Annotated in this window: 25 protein-coding genes and 1 pseudogene; 19 read left to right on the forward strand and 7 right to left on the reverse strand. The window is 70.2% G+C overall.

All coding sequences use genetic code 11. The annotated features are described in order from the left end of the window. Nucleotides 1-66 precede the first annotated feature (66 nt). The 3 genes from JOE67_RS07175 (at nucleotide 67) to JOE67_RS07185 (ending at nucleotide 2,401) form a co-directional block, all read left to right on the forward strand. Complete coding sequence (locus tag JOE67_RS07175) at nucleotides 67-1,353, forward strand: Nramp family divalent metal transporter (protein ID WP_420827638.1); 1,287 nt, start codon at nucleotides 67-69, stop codon at nucleotides 1,351-1,353. A 116-nt stretch (nucleotides 1,354-1,469) separates the two neighbouring features. Next, a complete protein-coding gene (locus JOE67_RS07180; RefSeq protein ID WP_204974804.1) occupies nucleotides 1,470-1,796 on the forward strand; it encodes a hypothetical protein in 327 nt (108 codons plus the stop codon). Between the two features lie 2 nt (nucleotides 1,797-1,798). Continuing rightward, the gene (locus JOE67_RS07185) at nucleotides 1,799-2,401 is read left to right on the forward strand and encodes an iron dependent repressor, metal binding and dimerization domain protein (protein ID WP_204974805.1); all 603 of its coding nucleotides are present in this window, start codon (nucleotides 1,799-1,801) and stop codon (nucleotides 2,399-2,401) included. A 147-nt stretch (nucleotides 2,402-2,548) separates the two neighbouring features. Here JOE67_RS07185 and JOE67_RS07190 read toward each other — a convergent pair whose 3' ends face one another. Further along, entirely contained in the window at nucleotides 2,549-3,997 is a 1,449-nt protein-coding gene (locus JOE67_RS07190; RefSeq protein WP_204974806.1) for a Na+/H+ antiporter NhaC family protein, read from the reverse strand. 102 nt (nucleotides 3,998-4,099) lie between these two features. After that, nucleotides 4,100-5,713 carry an amidohydrolase gene (locus JOE67_RS07195; RefSeq protein WP_204974807.1) on the reverse strand — a complete coding sequence of 538 codons (1,614 nt, stop codon included), beginning with the start codon at nucleotides 5,711-5,713 and terminating at the stop codon, nucleotides 4,100-4,102. Nucleotides 5,714-5,773: 60 nt separating this feature from the next. On the opposite strand from JOE67_RS07195, the gene JOE67_RS07200 reads away from it, so the two are divergent. The 3 genes from JOE67_RS07200 to JOE67_RS07210 are packed head-to-tail and all read left to right on the forward strand — an operon-like array spanning nucleotide 5,774 to nucleotide 7,208. Beyond that, complete coding sequence (locus JOE67_RS07200) at nucleotides 5,774-6,427, forward strand: TetR/AcrR family transcriptional regulator (RefSeq protein WP_204974808.1); 654 nt, start codon at nucleotides 5,774-5,776, stop codon at nucleotides 6,425-6,427. A gap of 47 nt (nucleotides 6,428-6,474) precedes the next feature. Next, complete coding sequence (locus JOE67_RS07205; protein WP_204974809.1) at nucleotides 6,475-6,639, forward strand: hypothetical protein; 165 nt, start codon at nucleotides 6,475-6,477, stop codon at nucleotides 6,637-6,639. Continuing rightward, nucleotides 6,639-7,208: a YdeI/OmpD-associated family protein gene (locus JOE67_RS07210; RefSeq protein ID WP_204974810.1), complete on the forward strand. Its 570-nt coding sequence runs from the start codon at nucleotides 6,639-6,641 to the stop codon at nucleotides 7,206-7,208. The genes JOE67_RS07205 and JOE67_RS07210 overlap by 1 nt, the downstream gene beginning before the upstream one ends. A gap of 8 nt (nucleotides 7,209-7,216) precedes the next feature. Here JOE67_RS07210 and pyrE read toward each other — a convergent pair whose 3' ends face one another. Beyond that, on the reverse strand, nucleotides 7,217-7,777 hold the full coding sequence (pyrE, locus tag JOE67_RS07215; RefSeq protein ID WP_204974811.1) for an orotate phosphoribosyltransferase: 561 nt from the start codon (nucleotides 7,775-7,777) through the stop codon (nucleotides 7,217-7,219). 43 nt (nucleotides 7,778-7,820) lie between these two features. Here pyrE and JOE67_RS07220 point away from each other — a divergent pair, with 43 nt between their 5' ends. The 3 genes from JOE67_RS07220 to JOE67_RS07230 are packed head-to-tail and all read left to right on the forward strand — an operon-like array spanning nucleotide 7,821 to nucleotide 10,068. Then, complete coding sequence (locus tag JOE67_RS07220; protein ID WP_204974812.1) at nucleotides 7,821-8,357, forward strand: YbhB/YbcL family Raf kinase inhibitor-like protein; 537 nt, start codon at nucleotides 7,821-7,823, stop codon at nucleotides 8,355-8,357. A gap of 41 nt (nucleotides 8,358-8,398) precedes the next feature. Further along, nucleotides 8,399-9,247: an exodeoxyribonuclease III gene (locus tag JOE67_RS07225; protein WP_204974813.1), complete on the forward strand. Its 849-nt coding sequence runs from the start codon at nucleotides 8,399-8,401 to the stop codon at nucleotides 9,245-9,247. Next, entirely contained in the window at nucleotides 9,244-10,068 is an 825-nt protein-coding gene (locus tag JOE67_RS07230; protein ID WP_338041529.1) for a Cof-type HAD-IIB family hydrolase, read from the forward strand. Before JOE67_RS07225 ends, JOE67_RS07230 begins: the two co-directional genes overlap by 4 nt. Nucleotides 10,069-10,072: 4 nt before the next feature. On the opposite strand, the gene JOE67_RS07235 is transcribed toward JOE67_RS07230, so the two are convergent. Continuing rightward, nucleotides 10,073-10,696, reverse strand: a complete 624-nt coding sequence (locus JOE67_RS07235; protein ID WP_204974814.1) for a dihydrofolate reductase family protein — start codon at nucleotides 10,694-10,696, stop codon at nucleotides 10,073-10,075. On the opposite strand from JOE67_RS07235, the gene JOE67_RS15640 reads away from it, so the two are divergent. Continuing rightward, on the forward strand, nucleotides 10,695-10,823 hold the full coding sequence (locus JOE67_RS15640; RefSeq protein WP_274606814.1) for a hypothetical protein: 129 nt from the start codon (nucleotides 10,695-10,697) through the stop codon (nucleotides 10,821-10,823). The two genes, JOE67_RS07235 and JOE67_RS15640, sit on opposite strands and share 2 nt — an antisense overlap. 145 nt (nucleotides 10,824-10,968) lie before the next feature. On the opposite strand, the gene JOE67_RS07240 is transcribed toward JOE67_RS15640, so the two are convergent. Continuing rightward, complete coding sequence (locus JOE67_RS07240; protein WP_204974815.1) at nucleotides 10,969-12,144, reverse strand: MFS transporter; 1,176 nt, start codon at nucleotides 12,142-12,144, stop codon at nucleotides 10,969-10,971. Between the two features lie 51 nt (nucleotides 12,145-12,195). Here JOE67_RS07240 and JOE67_RS07245 point away from each other — a divergent pair, with 51 nt between their 5' ends. The 7 genes from JOE67_RS07245 (at nucleotide 12,196) to JOE67_RS07275 (ending at nucleotide 19,053) form a co-directional block, all read left to right on the forward strand. Beyond that, entirely contained in the window at nucleotides 12,196-12,984 is a 789-nt protein-coding gene (locus JOE67_RS07245; RefSeq protein ID WP_204974816.1) for an HAD-IIA family hydrolase, read from the forward strand. A gap of 80 nt (nucleotides 12,985-13,064) precedes the next feature. Then, complete coding sequence (locus JOE67_RS07250; RefSeq protein ID WP_204974817.1) at nucleotides 13,065-14,399, forward strand: sensor histidine kinase; 1,335 nt, start codon at nucleotides 13,065-13,067, stop codon at nucleotides 14,397-14,399. Further along, nucleotides 14,396-15,064: a response regulator gene (locus JOE67_RS07255; RefSeq protein ID WP_204974818.1), complete on the forward strand. Its 669-nt coding sequence runs from the start codon at nucleotides 14,396-14,398 to the stop codon at nucleotides 15,062-15,064. The genes JOE67_RS07250 and JOE67_RS07255 overlap by 4 nt, the downstream gene beginning before the upstream one ends. Nucleotides 15,065-15,072: 8 nt before the next feature. Next, the gene (locus JOE67_RS07260; RefSeq protein ID WP_204974819.1) at nucleotides 15,073-16,251 is read left to right on the forward strand and encodes a benzoate/H(+) symporter BenE family transporter; all 1,179 of its coding nucleotides are present in this window, start codon (nucleotides 15,073-15,075) and stop codon (nucleotides 16,249-16,251) included. Between the two features lie 73 nt (nucleotides 16,252-16,324). Then, entirely contained in the window at nucleotides 16,325-17,215 is an 891-nt protein-coding gene (locus JOE67_RS07265) for an ABC transporter ATP-binding protein (protein ID WP_204974820.1), read from the forward strand. Further along, nucleotides 17,212-18,279, forward strand: a complete 1,068-nt coding sequence (locus tag JOE67_RS07270; RefSeq protein ID WP_204974821.1) for an ABC transporter permease — start codon at nucleotides 17,212-17,214, stop codon at nucleotides 18,277-18,279. Before JOE67_RS07265 ends, JOE67_RS07270 begins: the two co-directional genes overlap by 4 nt. Before the next feature lie 186 nt (nucleotides 18,280-18,465). Beyond that, nucleotides 18,466-19,053, forward strand: coding sequence for a nitroreductase family protein (locus JOE67_RS07275; protein ID WP_204974822.1), 588 nt, complete (start codon nucleotides 18,466-18,468; stop codon nucleotides 19,051-19,053). Between the two features lie 61 nt (nucleotides 19,054-19,114). Here the strand turns inward: JOE67_RS07275 and JOE67_RS07280 are convergent. Beyond that, nucleotides 19,115-20,910: pseudogene (locus tag JOE67_RS07280) on the reverse strand (glycoside hydrolase family 15 protein). Nucleotides 20,911-20,985: 75 nt separating this feature from the next. On the opposite strand from JOE67_RS07280, the gene JOE67_RS07285 reads away from it, so the two are divergent. Together JOE67_RS07285 and JOE67_RS07290 are read left to right on the forward strand one after the other, a co-directional pair. Continuing rightward, nucleotides 20,986-22,404: a glucose-6-phosphate dehydrogenase gene (locus JOE67_RS07285; protein WP_204974823.1), complete on the forward strand. Its 1,419-nt coding sequence runs from the start codon at nucleotides 20,986-20,988 to the stop codon at nucleotides 22,402-22,404. Between the two features lie 28 nt (nucleotides 22,405-22,432). Beyond that, entirely contained in the window at nucleotides 22,433-22,729 is a 297-nt protein-coding gene (locus JOE67_RS07290) for a hypothetical protein (RefSeq protein WP_204974824.1), read from the forward strand. A 59-nt stretch (nucleotides 22,730-22,788) separates the two neighbouring features. Here JOE67_RS07290 and JOE67_RS07295 read toward each other — a convergent pair whose 3' ends face one another. After that, the gene (locus JOE67_RS07295; protein WP_204974825.1) at nucleotides 22,789-24,246 is read right to left on the reverse strand and encodes a nucleobase:cation symporter-2 family protein; all 1,458 of its coding nucleotides are present in this window, start codon (nucleotides 24,244-24,246) and stop codon (nucleotides 22,789-22,791) included. Nucleotides 24,247-24,270: the final 24 nt, after the last annotated feature.

A 24,270-nucleotide genomic window follows, 5' to 3' on the forward strand; every position in this document is an offset into this window, starting at 1 on the left:
TCGGGGGCCGCGATCGGCGCCGGTCGAATGATCTGGAAGCGAGGGCCACCGATGCTATGTTTAGGCATGCCGAAAAATCAGGTTCATGAACCCGGTCCGCAGCCGATCCGGGTGCGCAGGTCATGGATGCGCAGCGCCTGGCTGCTCGGCCCCGCCCTCGTCGCCGGCGTCGCCTACCTCGACCCCGGCAACGTCGCGAGCAACATGACCGCCGGCGCCCGCTACGGCTACCTGCTCGTGTGGGTCGTGATCGCAGGCAACGTGATGGCCTGGCTGATCCAGTACCTCTCGGCGAAGCTCGGCATCGTCACGGGTCGCAGCCTGCCCGAGGTGCTGGGCACCCGCATCCGCAACCGCTGGGCGCGCCGCGCGTACTGGCTGCAGGCAGAGCTCGTCGCCATGGCAACCGACATCGCCGAGGTGCTCGGCGGAGCGGTCGCACTGAACCTGCTCTTCGGCGTGCCTCTGCTGCTGGGCGGCGCGATCACCGGTGCCGTCTCGATCGTGCTGCTCGCGATCCAGACCCGCCGCGGACCACGGCATTTCGAGTTCGTCATCATCGGCCTGATGACCGTGATCGTCATCGGGTTCGTCGCCGGGCTGTTCGTCGCACCGCCCGACCCCGCCGGCGTGGTCGGCGGCATGCTGCCGCGCTTCGCCGACAGCGGATCGGTGCTGCTCGCGGCATCCATCCTCGGTGCGACCGTCATGCCGCACGCGATCTACGCGCACAGCGCCCTGACCCGCGACCGGTTCGGTTCCGGCAGCGGCACGGCCTCTTCGGGGTCGCGACTTCCGAGCATCCGGATGCTGCTCACCGTCACCCGCTGGGATGTGACCATCGCCATGATCATCGCCGGCTCGGTGAATCTCGCGATCCTGCTGCTTGCCGCCGCCAATCTGCCCGGCGTCGAGGGCACCGACTCGCTCGAGGGTGCGCACGCCGCGATCAGCGCCGGACTCGGGCCGATCATCGGCACCCTCTTCGCGGTCGGCCTGCTGGCATCAGGGCTCGCCTCGACCTCGGTCGGCGCCTACGCCGGGGCCGAGATCATGCACGGGCTGCTGACCGTGCGCGTGCCTGTGCTCGCGCGGCGGCTGGTCACGCTGATCCCGGCGCTCATCATCCTCGGCGTCGGGTTCGACCCCACGCTGGCGCTCGTGCTCAGCCAGGTCGTGCTGTCGTTCGGCATCCCGTTCGCCCTGATCCCGCTCGTGGTCCTGACCGCTCAGCGTCGCACGCTCGGCGAGCACGCGAACCGGCGGCTGACCACGGTGCTCGGCGTGGTGTTCGCCGCTCTGCTGATCACGCTCAACGGCGTGCTGCTCTGGCTCGTCGCGACCGGGGCCTGACGCGGGCCCACTCCACTCGCTCTCGTCGAGACAAAGCCCGGCAGACAATCTCCGCAGCAGCGGCGAAAGCAGCGCGATCGAAGGGCCGGGCGAGCACCGCGGGTAGGCTCGAGAGCATGCCCTCCTCCCCCGCCAAGAAGCACCGCGACGACTCCGAGGCGCGCCGCGCGATGCAGCTGAGCACCTGGTTCGCGCTCGGTGCGGCGGCGCTGGGAGTGCTGCTCATCGCGCTGCCGAAGCTGCTGCCCGCGGGCGGACCGTGGGTGCAGCTGGGTCTCGGCGCGCTGACGCTGTTCCTCGCCTTCCGCGCCCGCACGATCGGCACGCGAGGCGTCAACGACTACGACGGACGCCTGTCACTGCTCGCGGCGATCGCCGGCTTCGCGATCCTCTTCTTCGCGGGCAACGCCGCCTTCACCGTGCTCGCCTCGATGAACGGCTGACCGTGGCATCCCCCGCCTTCGACGACTACCTCAAGACGGTCTACGCGCACACCGAATGGCAGGACGCGCCGATCACCCCATCGCAGCTCGCCGCCGCCCTCGGCATCGCCCCGTCGAGCGTCACCGAGATGGTCAAGAAGCTCGCCGCCGCCGGGCTCGTCTCGCACGTTCCGTACGGCGCGGTGAAGCTCACGGATGCCGGGCGCGGGCGCGCCCTGCAGATGCTGCGCCGCCACAGGTTGATCGAGACGTGGCTGGTGCGCGAGTTCGGCTACGCCTGGCACGAGGTGCACGACGAGGCGGAGGTGCTCGAGCACACCATCAGCGACCGGCTGCTGGATGCCATCGACGAGCGTCTCGGCCGACCGCGGTTCGACCCGCACGGCGACGCCATCCCCGACGCCGACGGCGAGGTCGTGCGTGAGCCCTTCGTGCTGCTCGCCGACGCCGCGTCAGGGCACCGCGGGCGCGTGCTGCGCGTGAGCGATCGCGATCCCGAGCTGCTCCAGCAGCTCGAGGATGCCGGCATCTCCGTCGGTGCCGAGATCACCGCCCCGGCCGACCTGCCTGCCGGCGCGGCCGATGCGGTGTGGCTGAGCGCCTGACGTCAGCGCCGCTCATCGCGACCGCGTCAGTCGCCGCTCCGCGCGACCGCTTCGTCGGCCGTTCTGACGACCGACGCTTCGCGCGCGGGACCCCGGGTCCCCAGTCGAAGCGACCGGGGGCGCCGGGGTCTGCCGCAGCCGCCGCGATCACACCATCGCGAACCCGGCGACCAGGTAGGCGATGAGCGACAGCACCGCGGCGATGCCCGCGTAGGGCAGGATCGCCAGCATCAGGTTGATCGGCTTGATGCCGATCGTGCGCGAGGCGAGGATGATGCCGTCGCCGTACAGGCAGGTCGTGCTTCCCAGCGCTGCACCCGAGAAGACCGCGGCACCTGCCAGGATCGGGTCGGCGCCGAGGGCGACCGCGAGCGGCAGCACGACGGGCGTGATGACGGCGGCGAGGTCCCAGAACGATCCGGTGGCGTAGGCGTAGATGCCGCACACGACGAAGACGATCGCCGGCAGCAGCGCAGGGGTGAGCACCGGCTCGGTGACCTGGATGACGAACTCGGCGAGCTGCAGGGCGATGTTCATCTCCTGCACCATGAAGGCGAGCACGGTCAGCACGATGACGAAGAGCATGCTCTCGATGCCCTGCATGGCGCCGTCGACGATGCCGCGCAGCGTGAGGCGGCGCTCGATCAGGGCGAGCGCGACGGTGACCGCGAGGGCAGCCCCGGTGCCGGTGACGACGTTCGCGTCGGTCGCGATGGTGACGCCGACCAGCGTGGCCATCACGATCAGGAACGACCACGGCCGCGCCTGACGCGGCCGGCCGATCACATCGGTCGAGACGGCGACGGCGACGCGCTGGGCGGTCGACCCGTCGGCGTCGTCGGCGCGCAGCTCGGCCAGCAGCCTGCCGCCCTCGGCGACGCGCTCGTCGTCGGTGGTGCCCAGGGGGAAGACGTCGCCGTCGCGATCCGCCCGCTCGGCGTCACGGCGCAGGAGGCCGATGCGCGGCAGCCAGCCGGCGCTCATCAGCAGCGCGACGACGAGCGCCGCCCAGCCGAAGAAGATCAGCGGGATGGCCTGCAGATACGCGCCGAAACCGCTGCCGCCGACCGTCACGCCCTCGGCCTCGAACAGGCCTGAGAAGAACAGCGCCCAGGTCGAGACAGGGACGAGCACGGCGATCGGCGCGGCGGTCATCTTCATGATCGAGCCGAGCTGCGTGCGCGGCACGCGGTAGCGGTCGGTGACGGCCTTCATCGAGGTGCCGACGGTGAGCACGTTCAGGTAGTCGTCGACGAACAGCACGACCGAGAGCACGAAGGTCAGCAGTGTCGACTTGCGACGGGAGTTGATGAATCGCTCGGCCCAGGCGGCGAAGTCGGAGACGATGCCCGACTTCTCGAACAGGGTGATGAGGATGCCGAAGAGCACGACGATGAGCAGCAGCCACTGCGCGGTCTCGTTCGACAGTGACTTGCCGACGTATTCGACCCAGATGTCGAAGCCGCCCACGCCGCCGAGCAGGACGGCGCCGACGACGGTGCCGCACAGCAGTGCCAGCAGGGTGCGGCGGGTGAGGACGGCGACGATGAGAATCGTCACGATCGGCAGGAGCGCGAGTGCGCCATATGCGGGCATGGGGAATCACCTCGGTGTGATCGATGCGCGGACGCGCAGGTTCGGGGCGGGAAGGAGGGGCGGGAAGGAGGGGCGGGGAGGGCTCGGGCGGGTGCGAGCGGATCAGGCGGGGATGCCGCCGACGACGGTGCGCAGGATGGGCGCGTCCGGAAGGTCGTCGGGCGCGATGTGCAGAGGGTTCTCCTCCCACACCACGTAATCGGCGCGGCAGCCGGGAGCGATCCGCCCCAGGTCGCCGTCCCCCTGGGCGCGAGCAGCGCCGACGGTGTAGCCGTGCAGGGCCTGGTAGGCCGTGAGTCGCTGCTCGGGTTCGAAGACGGGCGCGTCTGGCTGGCCGGGACGGCGGCGCAGCATCGCCCATGCCAGTCCGATGCGCGCGTCGTTCTGCGCGATCGGCCAGTCGGAGCCGAGTGCGACGGGTGCGCCGGCAGCCCAGAAGTCGCCTGCCCGCCACGCGCGTGCGACACGCTCGGGGCCGAGGCGACGCGACCACTCGTCGGAGCCGTCGGCCTTGCGCCACTGCAGGTGCAGGGGCTGCACGGATGCCGTGATGCCGGCAGCCGCGATGCGCCGGACGTCGCGATCGGTCGTCAGCTCGAGGTGCTCGATGCGGTGCGGAGCGCCGTTCGCGCTGCGGGCGCCGGCGGCGAGGTACGCGTCGACGACCTCGCTGACCGCACGGTCGCCGATGGCGTGGGTGGCCACCTGGAATCCGGCATCGGCGTACTCACGCACGGTGCGGGCGTAGGCCGCGGCGTTCTTCCAGAAGGGCTCGCCCCCGCCGCCGTCGATGTCGAGCTCGTGCAGCCACGCGGTGCCGGTCTCGACCACGCCGTCGGCGTAGAGCTTCACCACGCCGCCGCGCCAGCGTCCGCCGCGGCGGTCGCGCATGCGCAGGTTCTCGGCGGTGCGATCGGCATCGAAGCCGGGCTCGTGATCGATCGCCGAGACGATGCGCACCGGCAGACCGGGGCCGCTCTCGAGCTCGTCGAGCAGCGCAAGGGTGTCGAAGCCGCCGTCCATGATCGCTCCGCCGGTCAGGCCCGAGCCGGTGAGCCCGCGCAGCAGGTCGTGCGCTGCGGCGAGCTCGGCCTCGCGGCTGAGGGCGGGTGCAGCCTTGCGCACCGGCTCGTAGGCGGGCAGTTCGCGCAGCTCGCCAGTCGGGCTGCCCGCCGCGTCGACGACGATGCAGGAGCTGTCGTCGAAGTCGCGCGCGCGGTCGATCCCGGCCCGCGTGAGAGCAGCCGCGCTGGCCAGCGCCGTGTGCCCGTCGTAGAGGATGACGAGAGCGGGAAGGCCGCGAACGGCGTCCTCGATCGCGGCCGACGTCATCGGCACGTCGTGGAAGACGTCGTAGTCGAGGTTCCAGGCGCGTACCCAGGGGTCGGCGTCATCGGCGATCGCGCGATCCGCCTCGGCACGCAGCACCTCGCGCAGCCGTTCGATCGTCGTGATGCCGCCGAGGTCTGCACCGGCCGTGAGAGCGATGCCCTGCAGAGGGTGCAGGTGCGCGTCGATGAGGCCTGGGGTCACCGTCGCACCGTGCAGATCGAGCACCTCCGTGCGGGCGGTGCGGAGCTCCCGAACGATGTCGTCGGACCCGACCGCGATGAACCGGCCGTCGCGGATCGCGAACGCGGTGGCCGCGGGGCGCCGCGGATCCATGGTCACGACGCGCGCGCCCGTGACGATAGTGTCGGCTCCGACATCCCGCATGGCATCTCTTCCCGCAGTAGAATTGAAAGTGTTTCAATAAAGTAGCAGAATCGAGCTCCGATGATGAGAACCCCGCGGGGCGCGGGGCGCCCCACGGCACCCCTGCTCACCGAGGACCGCATCCTGCAGGCCGCGTTCCGGCTGACGCGCGAGCGCACTCCCCGGCAGTTCACGATGACCGCGCTGGCCGAGGCGCTGGGCGTGCGCACCTCGGCGCTGTATCACCACTTCGCGAACCGCGACGCGGTGATCCGGGCTATGCGCGGCCGCATCTCGGCGATGATCGACACCGAATGGCAGCAGAGCGACGACCTCGCACGCACCCTCGAGTCGTGGGGGCACGCCTACCGCTCGGCGATGCTCGCCGCCCCCGGCGCCATCGTGATGCTGGCGACCCTGCCCATCGACGAGGACGCCTCCTCGTTCGCACAGTACGAGCACGTCACCCGGCTCATGACCGCCGACGGATGGCCCGTCGAGAAGGCTGCCGACGCGATCATCGCGATCGAGTCCTTCGTGATCGGATCGGCCCTCGACGCCCTGGCCCCCGCCGACAACATGTCGCCTGGTGCCCTCGCCGAGACGTTCCCCGCCTTCGCCGACGCCGAGCGCCGTCGTGCCGCCGCGAGCGACGACCCGGCGCGCCGCACCTTCGCGATCGGTCTCACCGCCCTCATCCACGGGCTCACGCACTGGGCCGCCCGCCGCGACTGATGGCCCCGCAGCGCCTAAGCTGAACGGACCGGATCGAGAGGACGCCCATGGACCAGCAGGACATGCTCTTCCTGGTGCTGATCAGCATCGGCCTCGCGTCGCTCACGATCGTCGTCATCCAGCTGCTCAAGCGCCCCAGCCGCGACAACCGCGGCGAGTGGTACGAGGGTCCGTGGGACGATGACGACACGCCCCGCGGGCGCAAACGCTGATGGGGGCTCTCGACGACGGCGAGCGGATCACCGCACCGGATGCCGGTACGTGGCGCGCCTGGCTCGACGAGAACCACATGCGCGCCGGCGGCGTCTGGCTGCTGCACGTGCGCCGCGCGAGCGACGACGGCCTCTCCTACGAAGACGCGGTTCGGCAGGCGCTCTGCTTCGGCTGGATCGACGGCCCCGTGCGCACCTTCGGCGATGACACCGTCGGGCAGTGGTTCTCACCGCGTCGACGCGGCAGCGGATGGGCGGCGACGAACAAGGCCCGACTGATCGAACTCGAGGCGGCCGGCTTGCTGGCCCCTGCGGGCATCCGGGTGATCGAGGCAGCGAAGGCCGACGGATCGTGGACGATGCTCGACGGCCCAGAGGCCGGCATCGAGCCCGACGACTTCGCCGCGGCGCTGGATGCCGTTCCCGCCGCGCGCGAGAACTGGAACGCCTTCCCCAAGTCGGTGAAGAAGCTCGGCCTCACGAGCATCGCCACGGCCAAGCGCGCCGAGACCCGGGCATCCCGCATCGCGAAGATCGTCGCCGACGCGGCCGTCGGCAGGCGGCCCTGACGTGGAGGCTACTGCGGGTCGAGAGCCAGGTCGTCGAGGTCGTAGGCGGCGAGCCACTGCAGGCCCTCGGCCTCGATAGCGGCCTGTGCGCCGGTCTTGCGGTCGACGATCACGGCGACCGCGACGACCTCTGCGCCCTCGCGGCGCAGGACCTCGACGGCCTTCAGAGCCGACTGCCCAGTGGTCGAGGTGTCTTCGAGCACCACGACCAGCTTGCCCGCGACGTCGGCACCCTCGACCTGGCGGCCGCGGCCGTGGTCCTTCGGCTCCTTGCGCACGACGAACGCGTCGAGCGGACGGTCGGATGCCACCGAGGCGTGCATCACGGAGTTCGCGATCGGGTCGGCGCCGAGCGTCAGGCCCCCGACGGCCGAGATGTCGTGGTCTTTGATGAGGTCGAGCATGATGCGCCCGATCGCGGGAGCCGCGCGGTGATCGAGCGTGAGCTTGCGCATGTCGACGTAGTAGGTCGCCTTCTTGCCGCTCGAGAGCGTGAAGTCGCCGTGGAACACCGCCTCATCCTTGATGAGGTCTAGCAGGGACTGGCGGTCTTCGGCGAGGGTGGTCACGGATTCATCCTATTCGGCCTACCGTTGAGCGCAGGAGGTCCACATGTTCTCATTCGATCCCTATGCCGAGCTCGCCCGGCTGCGCCCCGTCGCGCCGCTAGAGCTGACCAGCCCCGACTTCGACGCGGGCGGGCCGCTGCCCGGCTTCGCGTGGTCGTCGGATCGGGCCGGTGAAGACCGGCATCCGACCCTCGAATGGTCCGACCCGCCTGCCGGGACCCTCAGCTTCGCCATCTCGTGCTTCGACCCCGACGCCCCGACCGGATCGGGCTTCTGGCACTGGGCCGCGTACGACATCGCCCCCGACGTGCGCCGGCTCGACAGCGGCGACGGCACCTCGGCGAACCTGCCGACCGGTGCCGTGGTGCTGCCGAACGAGGCCCGCACCGAGCGCTTCATCGGCGCGGCTCCGCCCGCCGGCACGGGCGTGCATCGCTACTTCTTCGTCGTCGACGCGCTCGACGTCGACCACCTCGACCTCGAGCCCGGATCGACACCGGCGGTACTCGGCTTCAACAGGCACTTCCACACGCTGGCGCGCGGCGTGCTGATCGGCACGGGAGACCCCTCGGAGCGCTAGGCCCGGCCGCGGCTGTCCGCCGCCACGAATAGGCTGGATGCATGCGTCTGGCCACCTGGAACATCAACTCGATCCGCACCCGCGTCTCGCGCGCCGTCGACTTCGCCGTGCGGGAAGACATCGATGTGCTGGCCTTCCAGGAGATCAAGTGCAAGCCCGAGCAGTTCCCGTACCAGCCGTTCGAAGAGGCCGGCTACCAGGTCGAGGTTCACGGGCTGAACCAGTGGAATGGCGTCGCGATCGCGAGCCGCCTGCCGATGACCGACGTGCGCACCTCGTTCGCGGGGCAGCCGGGGTTCGCGAAGGGGCATGAGGGCCCCGACGCCCCGCTCGAGGCCAGGGCCCTCGGCGTGATGGTCGACGGAGTGCGGGTGTGGAGCCTGTACGTGCCCAACGGCCGCTCGCTGAACGACGAGCACTACCACTACAAGCTGCACTGGCTCGAGGCTCTGCGCACCGCGACCGCCGCCGAGCTCGCCGCCGATCCGAACCTGCCGCTCGCCCTCGTCGGCGACTTCAACATCATCCCGTTCGATCACGACAACGGCGACCCGGCCATCGTGCAGGGCTTCTCGACGCACGTGTCGCCGCCCGAGCGCGAGGCGTTCTTCGCCCTCGAGTCGGCAGGCGTCACCGACGTCGTGCGCCCGCTGATCCCGGAGGGCTTCACGTACTGGGACTACCAGCGCCTCAAGTTCCCGCGGAACGAGGGCATCCGCATCGATTTCGTGCTCGGCTCGAAGCCCTTCGCCGACGCCGTCACAGGCGCGGCGATCCACCGCAACGAGCGCAAGGGCGAGCAGCCCAGCGACCACGTGCCCGTCGTCGTCGACCTCGACTTCGGCGGTGACGACGACGGCGACGGCGACATGCCGATGATCTTCGCGTGAGCGCTCTCTCGGGCATCCGCCTGATCGCGACCGACCTCGACGGCACGCTGCTCGATGACGGCGGGCGGGTGAGCGCGCGCACACGTGCGGCTCTCGACGCCGCCCGCGATGCCGGGATCGAGACCATCCCCGTCACCGCCCGCCAGCCGATCGGGCTGCGGCCGATCGCCGAGCAGGCCGGCTTCGACTCGTGGGCGCTGTGCGGCAACGGCGCCTACGGACTGCACCTGAAGACCGGCGAGCACCTGTTCGCAGAAGAGATCCCCGCCGACGTGCAGCGCGAGCTGGCTGAGGCGCTGCTGAAGAGCATCCCGGATCTGGTCTTCGCCAGCGTGCGCGACGCAGGCGAGGGTTTCGTGGCCCAGCACGGCTACGCCGACATCGCGCAGCTGAGCGACCACAAGCGCGACCCGCAGACGATGGGCGGCGTCGCACTCGACGAGGTCGTCGGATCGCCCAGCCTCAAGCTCGTCATCCGGCATGCGTCGGTGCCCATCGACGAGATCTTCATGGCGCTGAATGCGCTGGGCCTCACGGGTTTCGCTGCGACTCTGTCCGGTGCACCGTTCGTCGAGGTGATGGCGCAGGGCGTGACCAAGGCCACCGGGCTCGCGCAGGTGTGCGAGCGGCTCGGCGTCGAGCACTCCCAGGTGCTGGCCTTCGGCGACGCGCTCAACGACCTCGAGATGCTGCAGTGGGCAGGTCATGGCGTCGCGATGGCGAACGCGATCGACGTCGTGCGCGATGCCGCCGACGAGGTCACCGCATCGAACCACGACGACGGCGTCGCCGCGGTGATCGAGCGGATGCTCGAGGGCTGAGCCTTCAGGACCCCATGGTGCCGGTGCGCACCTCTCCCGGTTCGGGGGCATAGCGCAGCAGCAGGGCGCCGCCGTCTCCTGTCTCGGCGCTGATCAGGCGCATGTTGTGCGGGGCCGCTCCGTCGGGGAACACCTTCTTGCCCCGCCCGAGGACCACGGGGTACACCCAGAGCTGCAGCTCGTCGTAGAGCTGCTCGGCGAGCAGGGTCTGCACGAGGTCGACGCTGCCGATCACGTGCACGTCCTGATGCCGCTCGCGCAGGCTGGCGATCTCGGCGGCGAGGTCGTCGCCGATTAGCGTCGAGCCCTGCCAGTCGAGCGCGAGCGAGGCATCCCGCGATGCCACGTATTTCGGCACCCGGTCGAACAGCTGCCCGATCGGCCCCTCCGGCCCGGTCGTGTGCTGCGGCCAGTATCCGGCGAAGATGTCGTACGTGCGGCGTCCGAGCAGCAGGGCGTCGAGGGTCTGCATGCCCGTCATCACGCTCTCGCCCACCGCCTGGCTCGGGTATCCCGCCTGCCATCCGCCGTACGGGAAGTCGTCGCTCGGATCCTCTTCCGGGCCGCCCGGCGCCTGGGCGACGCCGTCGAGGGTGGTGAACAGGTCGATGATGATGCGTCCGCTCATGACGTTCATCATGCGCCTGCTCTCTCGGGCGCGAAACCCCGATCTCGGCGGCACCCCGCCCATCCCGACGATGTGGCCGGGCGGCTGGGGCATCCTCGCCCCTGCTGGTCGTCCTCGCCCCTGCTGATCGACGCGAATGAGCAGGGGCGACGACGCTGAGCAGGGGCGACGACGCTGAGCAGGGGCGACGACGCTGAGCAGGGGCGGGAGCCAGGGGCTCAGGCGGACAAACCGGCGCGAGCCAGGCCGACGAGCCAGCACGACCCACGCCCTCAGCGCGAGCGGCGCAGGCCGAGCGCGGCGAGTGCGCCGGCTCCGGCGGTGAGCGCCGCGACGACGAGCAGGCCGGCGCCGGCGACGGATGCTGTGCCGACCGCACCGGCGATCAGCGGACCGCCCGCGTCTCCCAGCTCGCGCCCGAGCTCGGCCGATCCCATCGTGCGACCCATGCGCTCCTCGGGCGTCGAGGCGGCGAGGTGCGAGAAGGCGACCGGGGTGGCCGACCCGACGCCGACGCCCACCAGCAGGGCGGTCGCGATGAGTCCGATGAGCGCCGGCGTCAGGGCATCCAGCGCCACCGCACCCGACAGCGCGAGGCCCGCAGCGATCAGCGCAAGACCGCCGATCCCGCCGACGCGCACCGAGATGCGGCCGCGGTCATGCGCGGTGCCTACCAGCGGCTGAACGACGGCCGACGCCACCGCGAGCACCGTCACCAGTGCCATGCTGCCGACCGTGCCGATGCCGGCCTGGCGGGCGAGCAGCGGCAGGAAGCCGACCGCGACGGCGAGCGCGCCGGTCGTCGCAGCGAGCACGAGGGTGGGCACGACAAACCCGGGCGCTGTGAGCTCGCGTCCGAGGTCGACGAGCGTCACCCTCGTGCGCGGCAGCACGGGCACCTTCGGCACGGCGAGCATCACCCACACGGCGGCGACGAGGCCGATCACGGCGAGCGCCCAGAACAACGAGGGCAGACCGCCCCACACGACGAGCACGGCGCCGAACAGCGGCCCGAGTGCGTAGCCGAGGCTCTTCCACGATCCGTAGCGTCCGAAGTACCTGCCGCGCGAGGCGCCGTCGGTCAGTCTGGCGACGGCGGCCGACGATGCGGGCGAGAACGCCGACGCCGCCGCCCCCTGGCCGAAGCGCGCGACGATCAGTCCGACCGTGCCCGGTACGAGCGCGCCGAGCACCGAGAACGCCGTGAACGCGAGCAGCCCGCCGACGATCACCGGCCGCACGCCGACGCGATCGCTGAGCGCACCGAACAGGGGTTTGAGCAGCACCTCGGCGAGGTCGTACAGCGCGAGGGTGAGGCCGAAGGCCAGCAGGGTCCAGCCGATGTCGTCGGTCTCGGCACCGAGCGCCGCCGCGATGCCGTGCGCCCCGAACGCGGTCGTGAAGCCCGCGAGGTACAGGGGCGCGAGGCGGGGGCGCGGGTCGGTCACGCTCGATTCTCACACGTGCCGCGCTCGGGCTTCGGCCGATAGCCTGAAGCCATGGCTGATCGCTCCGAGATCGAATGCTGGCTCACAGACATGGACGGCGTCCTCGTGCACGAGAACGACGCCATCCCCGGGGCGTCCGAGCTTCTCGCGGGGTGGGAGCGCGACGGCATCCCGTACCTCGTGCTCACCAACAACTCGATCTTCACGGCGCGCGACCTGTCGGCCCGGCTGCGCGCCAGCGGCCTGCACGTGCCTGAGCACCGCATCTGGACCTCAGCCCTCGCCACCGCCGACTTCCTCGCCCAGCAGCTGCCTGGCGGCTCGGCGTTCGTGATCGGCGAGGCGGGTCTGCTCACGGCTCTGCACGAGGCCGGCTTCATCATGACCGAGACGCGGCCCGACTTCGTCGTGGTCGGCGAGACGCGCAACTACTCATTCGAGGCGATCACCAAGGCGATCCGTCTCATCGGCGCGGGCGCGCGCTTCATCGTCACCAACCCCGACGCCACCGGCCCCAGCGCCGAGGGCCCGCTGCCCGCGACCGGCGCGATCGCCGCGCTGATCACCAAGGCGACGGGGCGAGAGCCGTACGTGGTGGGCAAGCCGAACCCGATGATGTTCCGCTCGGCCCTGAACAAGATCGGTGCCCACTCCGAGAAGACGGGCATGATCGGCGACCGCATGGACACCGACATCGTCGCCGGCATCGAAGCCGGCCTGCACACGGTGCTGGTCATGACCGGCATCAGCGACCGCGTCGAGATCGAGCGGTATCCGTTCCGTCCCGACGAGATCGTGCAGTCCGTCGCTGATCTGCTTCCGCCCGAGCGCACCGACTGACGCGCTCGGTCGCGAGTTCGCCCGCCCCGTCCGCCGTGAGGGGGATGCCGTGGCATCCTCCGCCTCCGTAAGTTGGAGAGATGCCCGAGTCCGCCGCCTTCACGCGCACGCCGACCGACCGCGACCGGCAGCAGGACGTGCTGCTCGCCGTGGTCATGCTGGTCGGCGGCGTCATCAGCGCGGCGCTGTCGACCATCGCCGGCCTCTACGGCGATGAGCAGGCGCCGATGTGGTGGGCGCTGCTGGTGGTCGTCGGCATCTCGCTGCCGCTGATCGTGCGGCGCCGCTACCCCGCTGCGGTCGCCATCGTGATCGCGCTCGTCATGTTCACGAGCGTCACGCTGCGCGTGCCTGAGATCTACGCGACGAACATCGCCATGTTCGTCGCCCTGTACACGGTCGGCGCGTGGATGAACGATCGCCGCCGTGCGTTCTTCGTGCGCGCGGGCATCATCCTCGGCATGTTCATCTGGCTCCTCATCGTCATGTACCGCGACGCCATCGACGAGGCCGACAAGGCCGACGTCGCTGCCGGGCTCTTCTCGCCGTTCGTCGCGTTCATGATGATCAACCTGCTCATCAACGTGCTCTACTTCGGCGGCGCCTACTACTTCGGCGAGCGCTCGTGGCAGGCGGCGGCGCAGCGCTTCGCCCTCGAAGAGCGCACGCGCGAGCTCGAGGCCCAGCGAGAGATCACGGCCGCGCAGGCGGTGGCGCTCGACCGGGTGCGCATCGCGCGCGAGCTGCACGATGTCGTGGCGCATCACGTGTCGGTCATGGGCGTGCAGGCCGGGGCCGCGCGGCTCGTGATCGACAGCGACCCCGATGAGGCGAAGCGCATGCTGGCAGGCGTGGAGCAGGCGTCGCGTGAGGCGATCAGAGACTTCCGGCAGTTGCTTGAGACCCTGCGCGATCCTGGCGACGGCGGGTCGGATGAGCCGTCGTCGGTCGGGCTGGCAGACATCGAGCGGCTCGCTCAGGCGTCTCGGGATGCCGGGCTGCCCACCGATTTCACCGTGATCGGCGAGCCCGTCGCGGTGCCGTCGACCGTCGAGGTCAACCTGTACCGCATCGCGCAGGAGGCGCTCACGAACGCCCGTCGTCACGCCGGCTCGGGAGCTTCGGCCGACGTGCGGCTGCGCTGGGTTCCGGATGCCGTGGAGCTGGAGATCGTGAACACGGGCCGTTCGGTGGGCGTGCTTCGCCCTGGTCTCGGTCAACTGGGCATGCGCGAGCGCGCTCTTGCGTCGGGCGGTGAGATCGAGCTGCAGCCGCGTCCGCAGGGCGGATTCCGTGTGCGGGTGGCCGTGCCGCTGGGCGCCTCTTCCGAGTTCGAGTCGCGCGAAGTGCAGATTCCAGGCCCCCAGGGCGACCAGTTGAGCGATGCGAACGCTGAGAGAGGGGCCCTCCGATGATCCGCGTGCTCCTGGTCGACGACCACGCCATGCTGCGGGCGGGTTTCCGGGCGATCCTCAGCACGCAGCCCGATATCGAGGTCGTCGGCGAGGCCGCGACCGGCGCCGAGGGCGTGCGGCTCGCCGCCGATCTGCAGCCGGACGTCATCACGATGGACGTGCAGATGCCGGACATGGACGGCATCGAGGCGACCAGGCGCATCATCGCAGACCCCGCGAGCACGGCGTCGATCGCGATCGTCACGACCTTCGATCGCGACGAATACCTCTTCCAGGCGCTGGATGCCGGGGCAGGGGGTTTCCTTCTGAAGAACGCCGGCCCTGAGGAGCTGATCACCGCGGTGCGGGCGCTGGCCGCAGGCGACGGGATCCTGGCTCCGGAGGTGACCAGGCGGGTGCTCGCCAGGTTCACGGCACCGGTCGGCGGGCCGCAAGAACGGAGCGCCCCCGCTCCCGCACGCGTACTCGCCGAGCCCCTCACCGACCGGGAGTCCGAGGTTCTCACGCTCATGGCCGACGCGCGCAGCAATGCCGAGATCGCCGGCGAGCTCTTCATCGGCGAGGCGACCGTGAAGACGCATGTGTCGCGCGTGCTGCAGAAGCTGGGCGCGCGCGACCGGGTGCAGGCGATCGTGCTCGCCCACCGCCACGGACTCACCCGATGAGCGCCGGCATGCGCCCTTCGCCGGCCCGCCCCTCGCCGACCCGCCCGATCACCGCCGGCATCGTCACCGCGCTCGTCGGGTTCACCAGCTCGTTCGCCGTGGTGCTCACCGGACTCGACGCCGTCGGCGCGAGGCCGGCGCAGGCGGCCAGCGGCCTGCTCGCGCTCAGCCTCACGATGGGCGCCGCGTGCATCATCCTCGCCTGGCGCTACCGCATGCCGATCACCTCGGCCTGGTCGACCCCCGGTGCCGCGCTGCTCGCCGCGATCAGCGCGGTGGACGGCGGCTGGCCGGCCGCGGTCGGCGCATTTCTCGTCGTCGCGGCACTCATCCTGCTCACGGCGCTCGTGCCGAGCCTCGGCGCGCTCATCGCGGCGATCCCGCCGTCGATCGCGCAGGCCATGCTCGCCGGGGTGCTGCTGCCGCTGTGCATCGCCCCGGTCGCCGGCATCGTGACGAATCCGTGGGGCGTGGTGCCCGTGGTGCTCACCTGGCTGGTCGTCACGCGGATCGCCCCTCGATGGGCGGTGCCTGCGGCCTTCGTGACTGCGACGGTCGTCGTGGTGGTCGGCATCGCGGCATCCGGAACCGAGGTCGATCCGGCCGCGCTCCTTCCGGCTTTCACGCTGACAGCGCCCGCCTTCACGGTGGGGTCGATCGTGGGCATCGCACTGCCGCTGTTCATCGTCACGATGGCCTCGCAGAACGTGCCGGGCATCGCGGTCATGCGCAGCTTCGGATACGAGGTGCCCTGGCGGCCGGCGATGCTCGTCACGGGCATCGGCACCGCGCTCGGTGCGCCTGCCGGCGGCCACGCGATCAACCTCGCCGCGATCAGCGCCGCTCTCGCCGCGGCTCCCGACGCCGAGCCGGATCCGGCCCGACGCTGGATCGCCGGCATCTCGACCGGCGTCTCGTACATCGTGCTCGGCGGCCTGTCGGCCGTCTTCGCCGCGCTCGTGCTGCTGGCGCCGGCCGCGGTCATCCCCGCCGTCGCCGGACTCGCACTGTTCGGCGCGTTCGGCTCGGCGGTGCAGCAGGCGATCGACGACCCCGGCGAGCGGATGCCCGCCGTCGTGACGTTCCTGGTCGCGGCATCCGGCATCGCCCTGCTCGGCATCAGCGCCGCGTTCTGGGCGCTGGTCGCCGGTCTGCTCGTCCGGGCCGTGCTGCACCTCGGCAGGTAGGCCGCGGGAGGGACCCGCCGGATCAGCCGCAGGGGGGATGCCGGGCACCACCCGCCTTCCCTAGCGTGAGGGCATGAGCGTTCTCAGACTCGACGGCATCACCAAGAGCTACGGCTCGCGCAGAGTGCTCGACGGCATCCGGTTCGACGTCGCCCCAGGGCGGCTGACCGGATTCGTCGGCGGCAACGGCGCAGGCAAGACGACCACCATGCGCATCATCCTCGGCGTGCTCGCCGCCGACGGCGGCACCGTCACTCTCGGCGACCGGCCGGCCACCACCGCCGACCGGCAGCGCTTCGGGTACATGCCAGAGGAGCGAGGGCTGTACCCGAAGATGAAGGTGCTCGAGCAGGTGGTCTATCTCGCGCGCCTGCACGGCTTCAGCAAGGCGGATGCCACGACGCGCGCCACCGCGCTGCTCGAGGAGCTCGGGCTGGCCGAGCGCCTGAACGAGAAGATCGAGGCGCTGTCGCTCGGAAACCAGCAGCGCGCGCAGATCGCCGCCGCCCTCGTGCACGACCCGCAGGTGCTGATCCTCGACGAGCCGTTCTCGGGCCTCGACCCGCTCGCGGTCGACGTGGTCGCCGAGGTGCTGCAGCGTCGTGCCGCTGCAGGAGCCGCCATCCTGTTCTCGTCGCACCAGCTCGACGTGGTCGAGCGGCTCTGCGACGACCTGATCATCATCGCCGGCGGCACGATCCGCGCCGCCGGATCGCGAGAAGAGCTGCGTTCGGCGCACTCCACGCTGCGGTACCAGCTGCACTCCAGCGGCGATGCCGGCTGGCTGCGCAGCGAGCCCGGCGTCGCGGTGCTCGACTTCGAGGGAGGTTCGGCGCTGTTCGACGTCGACGCTCCCGACACCGCGCAGCGCGTGCTGCGTCAGGCCATGGACCGAGGCGCCGTGTCGAGCTTCGCCCCCCAGCATCCCTCACTCGCCCAGATCTTCAAGGAGGTCATCGCATGAACAGCGCGATCTGGCTCGTCGCCGAACGTGAGATCACCGCGAAGCTGCGCAGTCGTGCGTTCGTCATCGCCACGGGCATCCTGCTGCTGATCGCCCTCGCCGGGGTGCTGATCGGCGGGTTCGCGAGCAAGAGCCCGTCCGCGGATGCCATCGCGGTCACGCCCGAGACGGCGAGCGCGGTCGAGGGGATTCCCGGGGTGGAGGCGCATCAGGTCGCCGACCGCGCCGCCGCGGAGAAGCTCGTCACCGCCGACGACGTCGAGGCGGCCCTCGTGCCCGGCGACAGAAACGGGTTCGGGTTCGTCATCCTCGCGAAGGAGAACGCGCCGTCGGACCTGATGATGATGCTGTCTCAGTCGCCGACCGTCGAGATCCTGCAGCCGGCCGGCACCGACCCGCTGCTGCGCTACCTCGTGGCGCTCGGCTTCGGGCTCGTCTTCCTGATGGCGGCATCGACCTTCGGAGGCACGATCGCGCAGAGCGTGGTGGAGGAGAAGCAGACCCGCGTGGTCGAGCTGCTCATCTCGGCGATCCCGACGCGGGCGCTGCTCGCGGGCAAGGTGCTGGGGAACACGGTGCTCGCGATGGGGCAGATCATCGCCCTCGCGGTGATCGCGATCGTCGGGCTGATCGTCACCGGGCAGGAGGACGTGCTCAGTGGCATCGGGGCGCCGATCCTCTGGTTCGCGGTGTTCTTCCTGTTCGGGTTCGTGCTGCTGGCGGCGCTGTACGCGGCGGCGGCATCGATGGTGTCGCGTCAGGAGGACATCGGCTCGACCACCATGCCGCTCATGATGCTGGTGATGGCGCCGTACTTCCTCGTGATCTTCTTCAACGACAACCCGCTGGTGCTGACGATCATGTCGTACGTGCCCTTCTCGGCCCCGGTGGCGATGCCGGTGCGGATGTTCGTCGGCGAGGCGCAGTGGTGGGAGGGCGCGCTGTCGCTCGTGATCCTCGTGGCATCGTGCGTCGCGGCGATCCTCGTGGCGTCGAAGATCTACGAGAACTCGCTGCTGCGGATGGGCGGACGCGTGAAGCTCGCCGAGGCCCTGCGGGGCTGATCAGGCGTCGCGAGACCTCTTGTTCCCGCACGAGACGGCGCTGGCGCGCATCCGTCTCGTGCGGGAACTCGCGCCTCGTGTGAGGGAATCTGCGGATGCCGGGAATATGCGCATGCATAGGCTCGTTGGAGCACTCAGGACGATGAGGTCCGCCCGTGATCAGCCGTAAACGAAAGGCCTCATCTGATGAGCACCCCTGTCCTCGACCGCACCGCCCAGACCGAGCACCCCGTCCTCGACGTCCTCGCCGACCGGTGGAGCCCCCGGGCCTTCGACTCCGAGACGCCCATCGACGAGGCCAAGCTCTCGTCCGCACTCGAGGCGGCCCGCTGGAGCCCCAGCGCCAACAACTCGCAGCCCTGGCGCTTCATCGTCGCCCGCCGCGGCACCGAGCTGCACCGCGGCATCCACTCGGCACTGATGGGCTTCAACCAGGCCTGGGCCGGCAACGCCGCTGCACTCATCGTCGCGGTCGCCGAGACCGTGAACGAAGAGGGCGCCCCGATCTCGCACGCCGTCTACGACCTCGGCCAGTCGGTCGCCCACCTGTCGGTGCAGGCCCACCACGACGGCCTCGTCGTGCACCAGATGAGCGGCTTCGACGCCGACGACCTGCGCGAGGTCACCGGCCTCGGCGAGCGCTTCACCCCGATCACCGTCATCGCCCTGGGCGACCTCGGCGACGCGGGCGCTCTGCCCGAGGTGCTGCAGGAGCGCGAGTCGGCCCCGCGCGTCCGCCGCCCGATCGACGAAACAGTGCTCGCCAACGCCTGAGCCCGCTGCTTTTTCCACGACGAGAGCGCCGTCCCCTCTGGGGCGGCGCTCTCGTCGTTCGTCAGCGGGGCGTGCTCTCGCCACCGCTCAGCGCATCGGCGGCGCGCACGAGTGCGAGGTGCGAGAACGCCTGCGGAGTATTGCCGAGCTGACGCCGGTTCACCGGGTCGTACTCCTCTGCCAGCATCCCGACGTCGTTCGTCAGGGCGCAGAGCCGATCCATGAGCGCAGACGCCTCTTCGCGCCGGCCCGTGCTCGCGTACTGCTCGACCAGCCAGAACGAGCACGCGAGAAAAGGGCTCTCCTCCCCCGTGAGCCCGTCCACACCGCTCTGCGTGCGATAGCGGTGCAGCAGACCGTCATGCATGAGCGTCTGCTCGATGCGGGCGACCGTCGCCAGCATGCGCGGATCGTCGGCCGCGCAGTAGCCGACCTCCGGAAGCAGCAGCAGCGACGCATCCACCTCGTCGGTGTCGTAGTGCTGGGTGAAATGCCCGTCGCGCACTCCCCGTCGGTCGATCTCCGACCGCAGCAGGTCGCGCAGCTTGCGCCATGTGCCGACCGCTCCGGGCAGCCCGTACTGCTCGACAGCCCGCACGCCGCGGTCGAAGGCGGCCCACATCATCACCCGCGAGTGGGTGAACATGCGCGCGGGTCCGCGGATCTCCCACAGTCCCTGATCCGGACGCCCGATCTGATCAGCCGCGAAGCGCAGCAGGCTGCGCTCGAGCGGCCACGAGAACTCGCTGTCCTTCAGACCGGCGGCCCGTGCGGCGGACAGGGTCACGAGCACCTCGCCCACGACATCCGCCTGGTACTGCCCCCACGCTCCGTTGCCGACCCGCACCGGCGCCGAGGCGGCATACCCCGGCAGCGCCCTCAGCACGCTCTCGGTCAGATCGCGCTCCCCCGCCAGTCCGTACATGATCTGCAGGTCGGCGGGGTCGCCTGCCACCGCCCGCAGCAGCCACTCGCGCCAGCTGTCGGCCAGACCGAGGAAGCCGTGATCGAGCAGCGCCTCGAGCGTGAGCGCCGCGTCGCGCAGCCACACATAGCGGTAGTCCAGTTGCGCTCGCCCCCGATCTGCTCGGACAGCGCCATGGTCGCGGCGGCCGCGATGCCGCCCGTCTCGTGGTTGGTCAGCGCACGCAGGATCAGCAGCGAGCGGACCACCTTCTCGTGGTGCGGCCCCGAATGCTCGATCCTGTCGGCCCAGCTCTGCCACCACGTCTTCGTCACCTCGAGCACCTCATCGACGTCGAGCGGCTCGGGCGCCGGCCGATGCGAGGGGAACCAGGCGAGCTGCAGGTCGCGCACCTCTCCGGCCGTCACGCGCACCTCGCCGCGGTGCTCATGATCGACGGCCGTCAGCCGCGCCCCTCGCACGCCGAGCGCGTCCGGCCCGGCCATCGCGACCAGCTGCGGCTCCGCGTCGGTGCCGGTCTGCCGCACCCACGGCATCGCCCGCGAGTAGTCGAACCGGATGCTGAGCCGCTGCGTGAACGACATCTCGCCGGCGACGCCGACGATGCGGCGCACGACATCCGTCCGCCTGATCTGCACGCCGGGATCGGGATCTATCGGCATGAAGTCGTGCACCTCGGCGACCGCATCCCCGCTCTGCCAGCGCGTGACCAGCACGAACGTGTCGCGGTCGTAGTGACGAGTGGCCGTGGCATCCGGATCGTCGGGGCGCAGCAGCCATCGCCCGTGCGATTCGTCGCCGAGCAGAGCGGCGAACGTGCTCGCCGAGTCCAGCCGGGGCAGACAGAGCCAGTCGATGCTGCCCTCTCTCGACACGAGCGCCGCGGTGCGGCAGTTGCTGAGCAGGGCATAGTCCTCGATCGGCGTCACCACCCGGGCAGTCTCGCACCGCCGCCTCGCCGGCCGCACCCCCTTGCTTTCAGCGGGGCGGCGACTACCGTCGGTGTCATGTCGACGACCACCGCATCGCCTTCCGCCACCACGCCTGCGACCACGACGCTCTTCATCCTCGGAGCAACGGGCGACCTCACCTCGCGGCTGCTGCTGCCATCGCTCGCGTCTCTGCTGTGCAAAGAGCAGAAGCACCGGGTCATCCTCCGGGGGTCGGGAACCGAGGAGTGGGATGCCGCGACCTGGCGCGCCACGATCGAGAAGGCATTCGCCGACCAGCCGCAGGCGATGGACCGCGTCGAGATCGCCGACTACATGCGCGCCGATGTGACGGATGCCTCGGCCGTGGCGTCGCTCGTCGAGACGCTCGATCCCGCGACCGTGCTCTACTTCGCCCTCCCGCCGGCCGTGACCGCCGCGGCGATCGATGCGATGGAGGGTCTGACACTGCCCGAGGGCACCGTGCTCGCGATGGAGAAGCCGTTCGGTCAGGACGAGCAGTCGGCCCACGAGCTCAACCAGAAGCTCTTGGCCCTGGTGCCCGAGAAGCAGATCTTCCGGGTCGACCACTTCCTCGGCCGGTCGACCCTGCTCAACCTGCTCGGCGTGCGCCTCGCGAACCGCATCTGGGAACCGGTGTGGTCGGCCGAGCACATCGAGCAGGTGCTCATCCGCTTCGACGAGTCGGTCGCCCTCGAAGGCCGGGCGCGCTACTACGACAAGGCGGGAGCCATGATCGACATGATCCAGAGCCACCTGCTGCAGGTGCTCGCACTGCTCGCGATGGATCCGCCGGCAACCCTCCACGAGCGCGATCTGCGCGACGCGAAGGCCGCGGTGCTGCGCGCCACGCATGTGATGGACGACGATCCCGCACGCTGGTCGCGCCGTGCTCAGTACACGGCCGGCACCCAGAAGCTCGCCGACGGCGGCTCGCGTGAGCTGCCCTCGTACCGCGACGAGGAGGGCGTCGACAACGTGCGCAAGACCGAGACGCTCGCAGAGGTGGTCTTCGAGGTGGCCAGCGACCGCTGGACAGGGGTGCCGTTCATCCTGCGCTCGGGCAAGGGCCTCGACCGCAAGCACTCCGAGATCGTGGTGACCTTCAAGCCGGTGCGCCATCTGCCGCCAGGGCTCACCGGCAGCCCGTCCGACGGCGGCCGGCTGACGTTCTCGCTGGGGCCGGACGAGATGCACCTGCGGCTGCACGTCACGGGCGGCGACGACCCGTTCGCGCTGCGCGACGAAGACCTCGTGACCGAGCTCGGCGTCGGCCAGCAGCGGTCGTACGAGGAGGTTCTCGACGAGCTGCTCGACGGCGACGTCGCCCTGTCTGTCCGGGCCGACGAGGCCGAGGAGTGCTGGCGGATCATCCAGCCGGTGCGCGATGCCTGGGCTCGCGGCGAGACTCCGCTCGATGAGTACCCCGCCGGTTCCACGGGCCCGGCGTCGTGGAAGACGTCACAGGCGTCATGAGACGCGCGGAGAGCAAACAGGAGGGACGATGCACGAAGACCGAGTGACCGTGACAGCGACGAACACTCACCTGTATCGCGGGGCGCGGCTGCTGGCTCCGCTGTCCGCAGCGGAACTCTCATCCGGCCCGCGGGGCCTGCAGATCGTGTTCCGCGACGGCGTGGAGATCCCCGCAGAGCTGCTGCAGCACGATGACGGCGATTTCGCGATCGACGTCCCCGAGTACCTCACCGCCGCCGGCTCCACGATCACCACACGCATCTGGCATGTGACGATCGATGCGGTCGACGACACCTCGGCGATCGTCGTCGGCACGAAGGTGTGACGAAGACGAGCCCGGTCGTGGCGACCGGGCTCGTCTCACGGTGTCAGGTGCCAGGCCGGCTAGTGGTCGGCCCGCTCGACGTCGACCTCGTTGCCGTCCTTGTCGACGACCTTGCCGTCGACGACCGAGTCGCCGTCTTCCAGGGCATCCAGGATGTAGATCGGGATGCTGCGGGTCGGAGCCGACACGAACGCGTTCTTGCGCTTCACGCCACCGAGGTGGTTGAACAGCAGGTTCAGGAAGATCGCGGCGACCGCTGCCGAGCTGATGCCCGAGTGGAAGATCGTGTTGAACCAGTCGGGCATCTGGTCGTAGATCGTCGGAGCGGCGATCGGCAGCATGCCGATGCCGAGCGACGCCGCGACGATGATCAGGTTCATGTTGCCGCGGTAGTCGACCTTCGCCAGGGTGCGGATACCGGATGCCGCGACCGAGCCGAACAGCACGATGCCCGCTCCGCCGAGCACCGGCGAGGGGATCTCGCCGACGACGCGTCCGAGGACCGGCAGCAGACCGAGGATGACGAGCACGACACCACCGGCGGTGACGACGAAGCGGCTCTTGACACCGGTGATGGCGACCAGGCCCACGTTCTGAGCGAAGGCCGACTGGGTGAAGGTGCCGAAGATCGGCGACACGGCGCTGGAGAGCATGTCGGCGCGCAGGCCGTCGGCGATGCGCTTCTTGTCGACCTTGGTGTTGACGATCTCGCCGACGGCGAGGATGTCGGCCGTGGTCTCGGTGAGCGTCACGAGGATGACGATGAACATCGAGATGATCGCGGCGATCTCGAACGTCGGCCAGCCGAAGGCGAACGGCGTCGGGAACGCGAAGATCGCGCCCTCGCCGACCTGCGAGAAGTCGACGCGTCCGAGGAACGCGGCGAAGATGGTGCCGGCGACGATCGCGAGCAGGATCGACAGGCGCGAGACCGCGCCGACGGGCACCTTGCTGAGGATCAGCACGAACAGCAGCGTGACGAAGGCGAGCAGCAGGTTCTCGGGTGCGCCGAAGTCGTCGGCCGTGGCGTTTCCGCCCATCGCCCAGCGTGCCGCGACCGGCAGCAGGGTCAGGCCGATCGTGGTGATCACGACACCGGTGACGACCGGCGGGAAGAACCGGATGACCATCGCGAAGATCGGCGCGATCAAGAGGCCGATCACCGACGCGGCTATCACCGACCCGAACACCGCCGGCAGACCGCCGCCGTTGGTGACGATCGCGCCCATGGTCGCGACGCCGGCGAACGAGACGCCCTGCACGAGAGGCAGCTGCGAGCCGAAGAACGGGATGCCGACCGTCTGCAGGATCGTCGCGAGACCGCCCATGAAGAGGCACGACGCGATGAGCACGCCGATCTCTGCAGGGTTGAGTCCGGCGAGCTGCCCGATGATCAGCGGCGGGGCGATGATGCCGCCGTACATCGTGAGCACGTGCTGGAGCCCGTACCCGAAGGTGGCGCCGATGGACAGGCGCTCGTCCTCCGGGCGGAGCGCTTCCTTCGTCTGCTTACTCATTTTCTGGACCTCTTCGTCGAGTGG

Source organism: Microbacterium esteraromaticum (assembly GCF_016907315.1).
GTDB lineage: Bacteria > Actinomycetota > Actinomycetes > Actinomycetales > Microbacteriaceae > Microbacterium > Microbacterium esteraromaticum.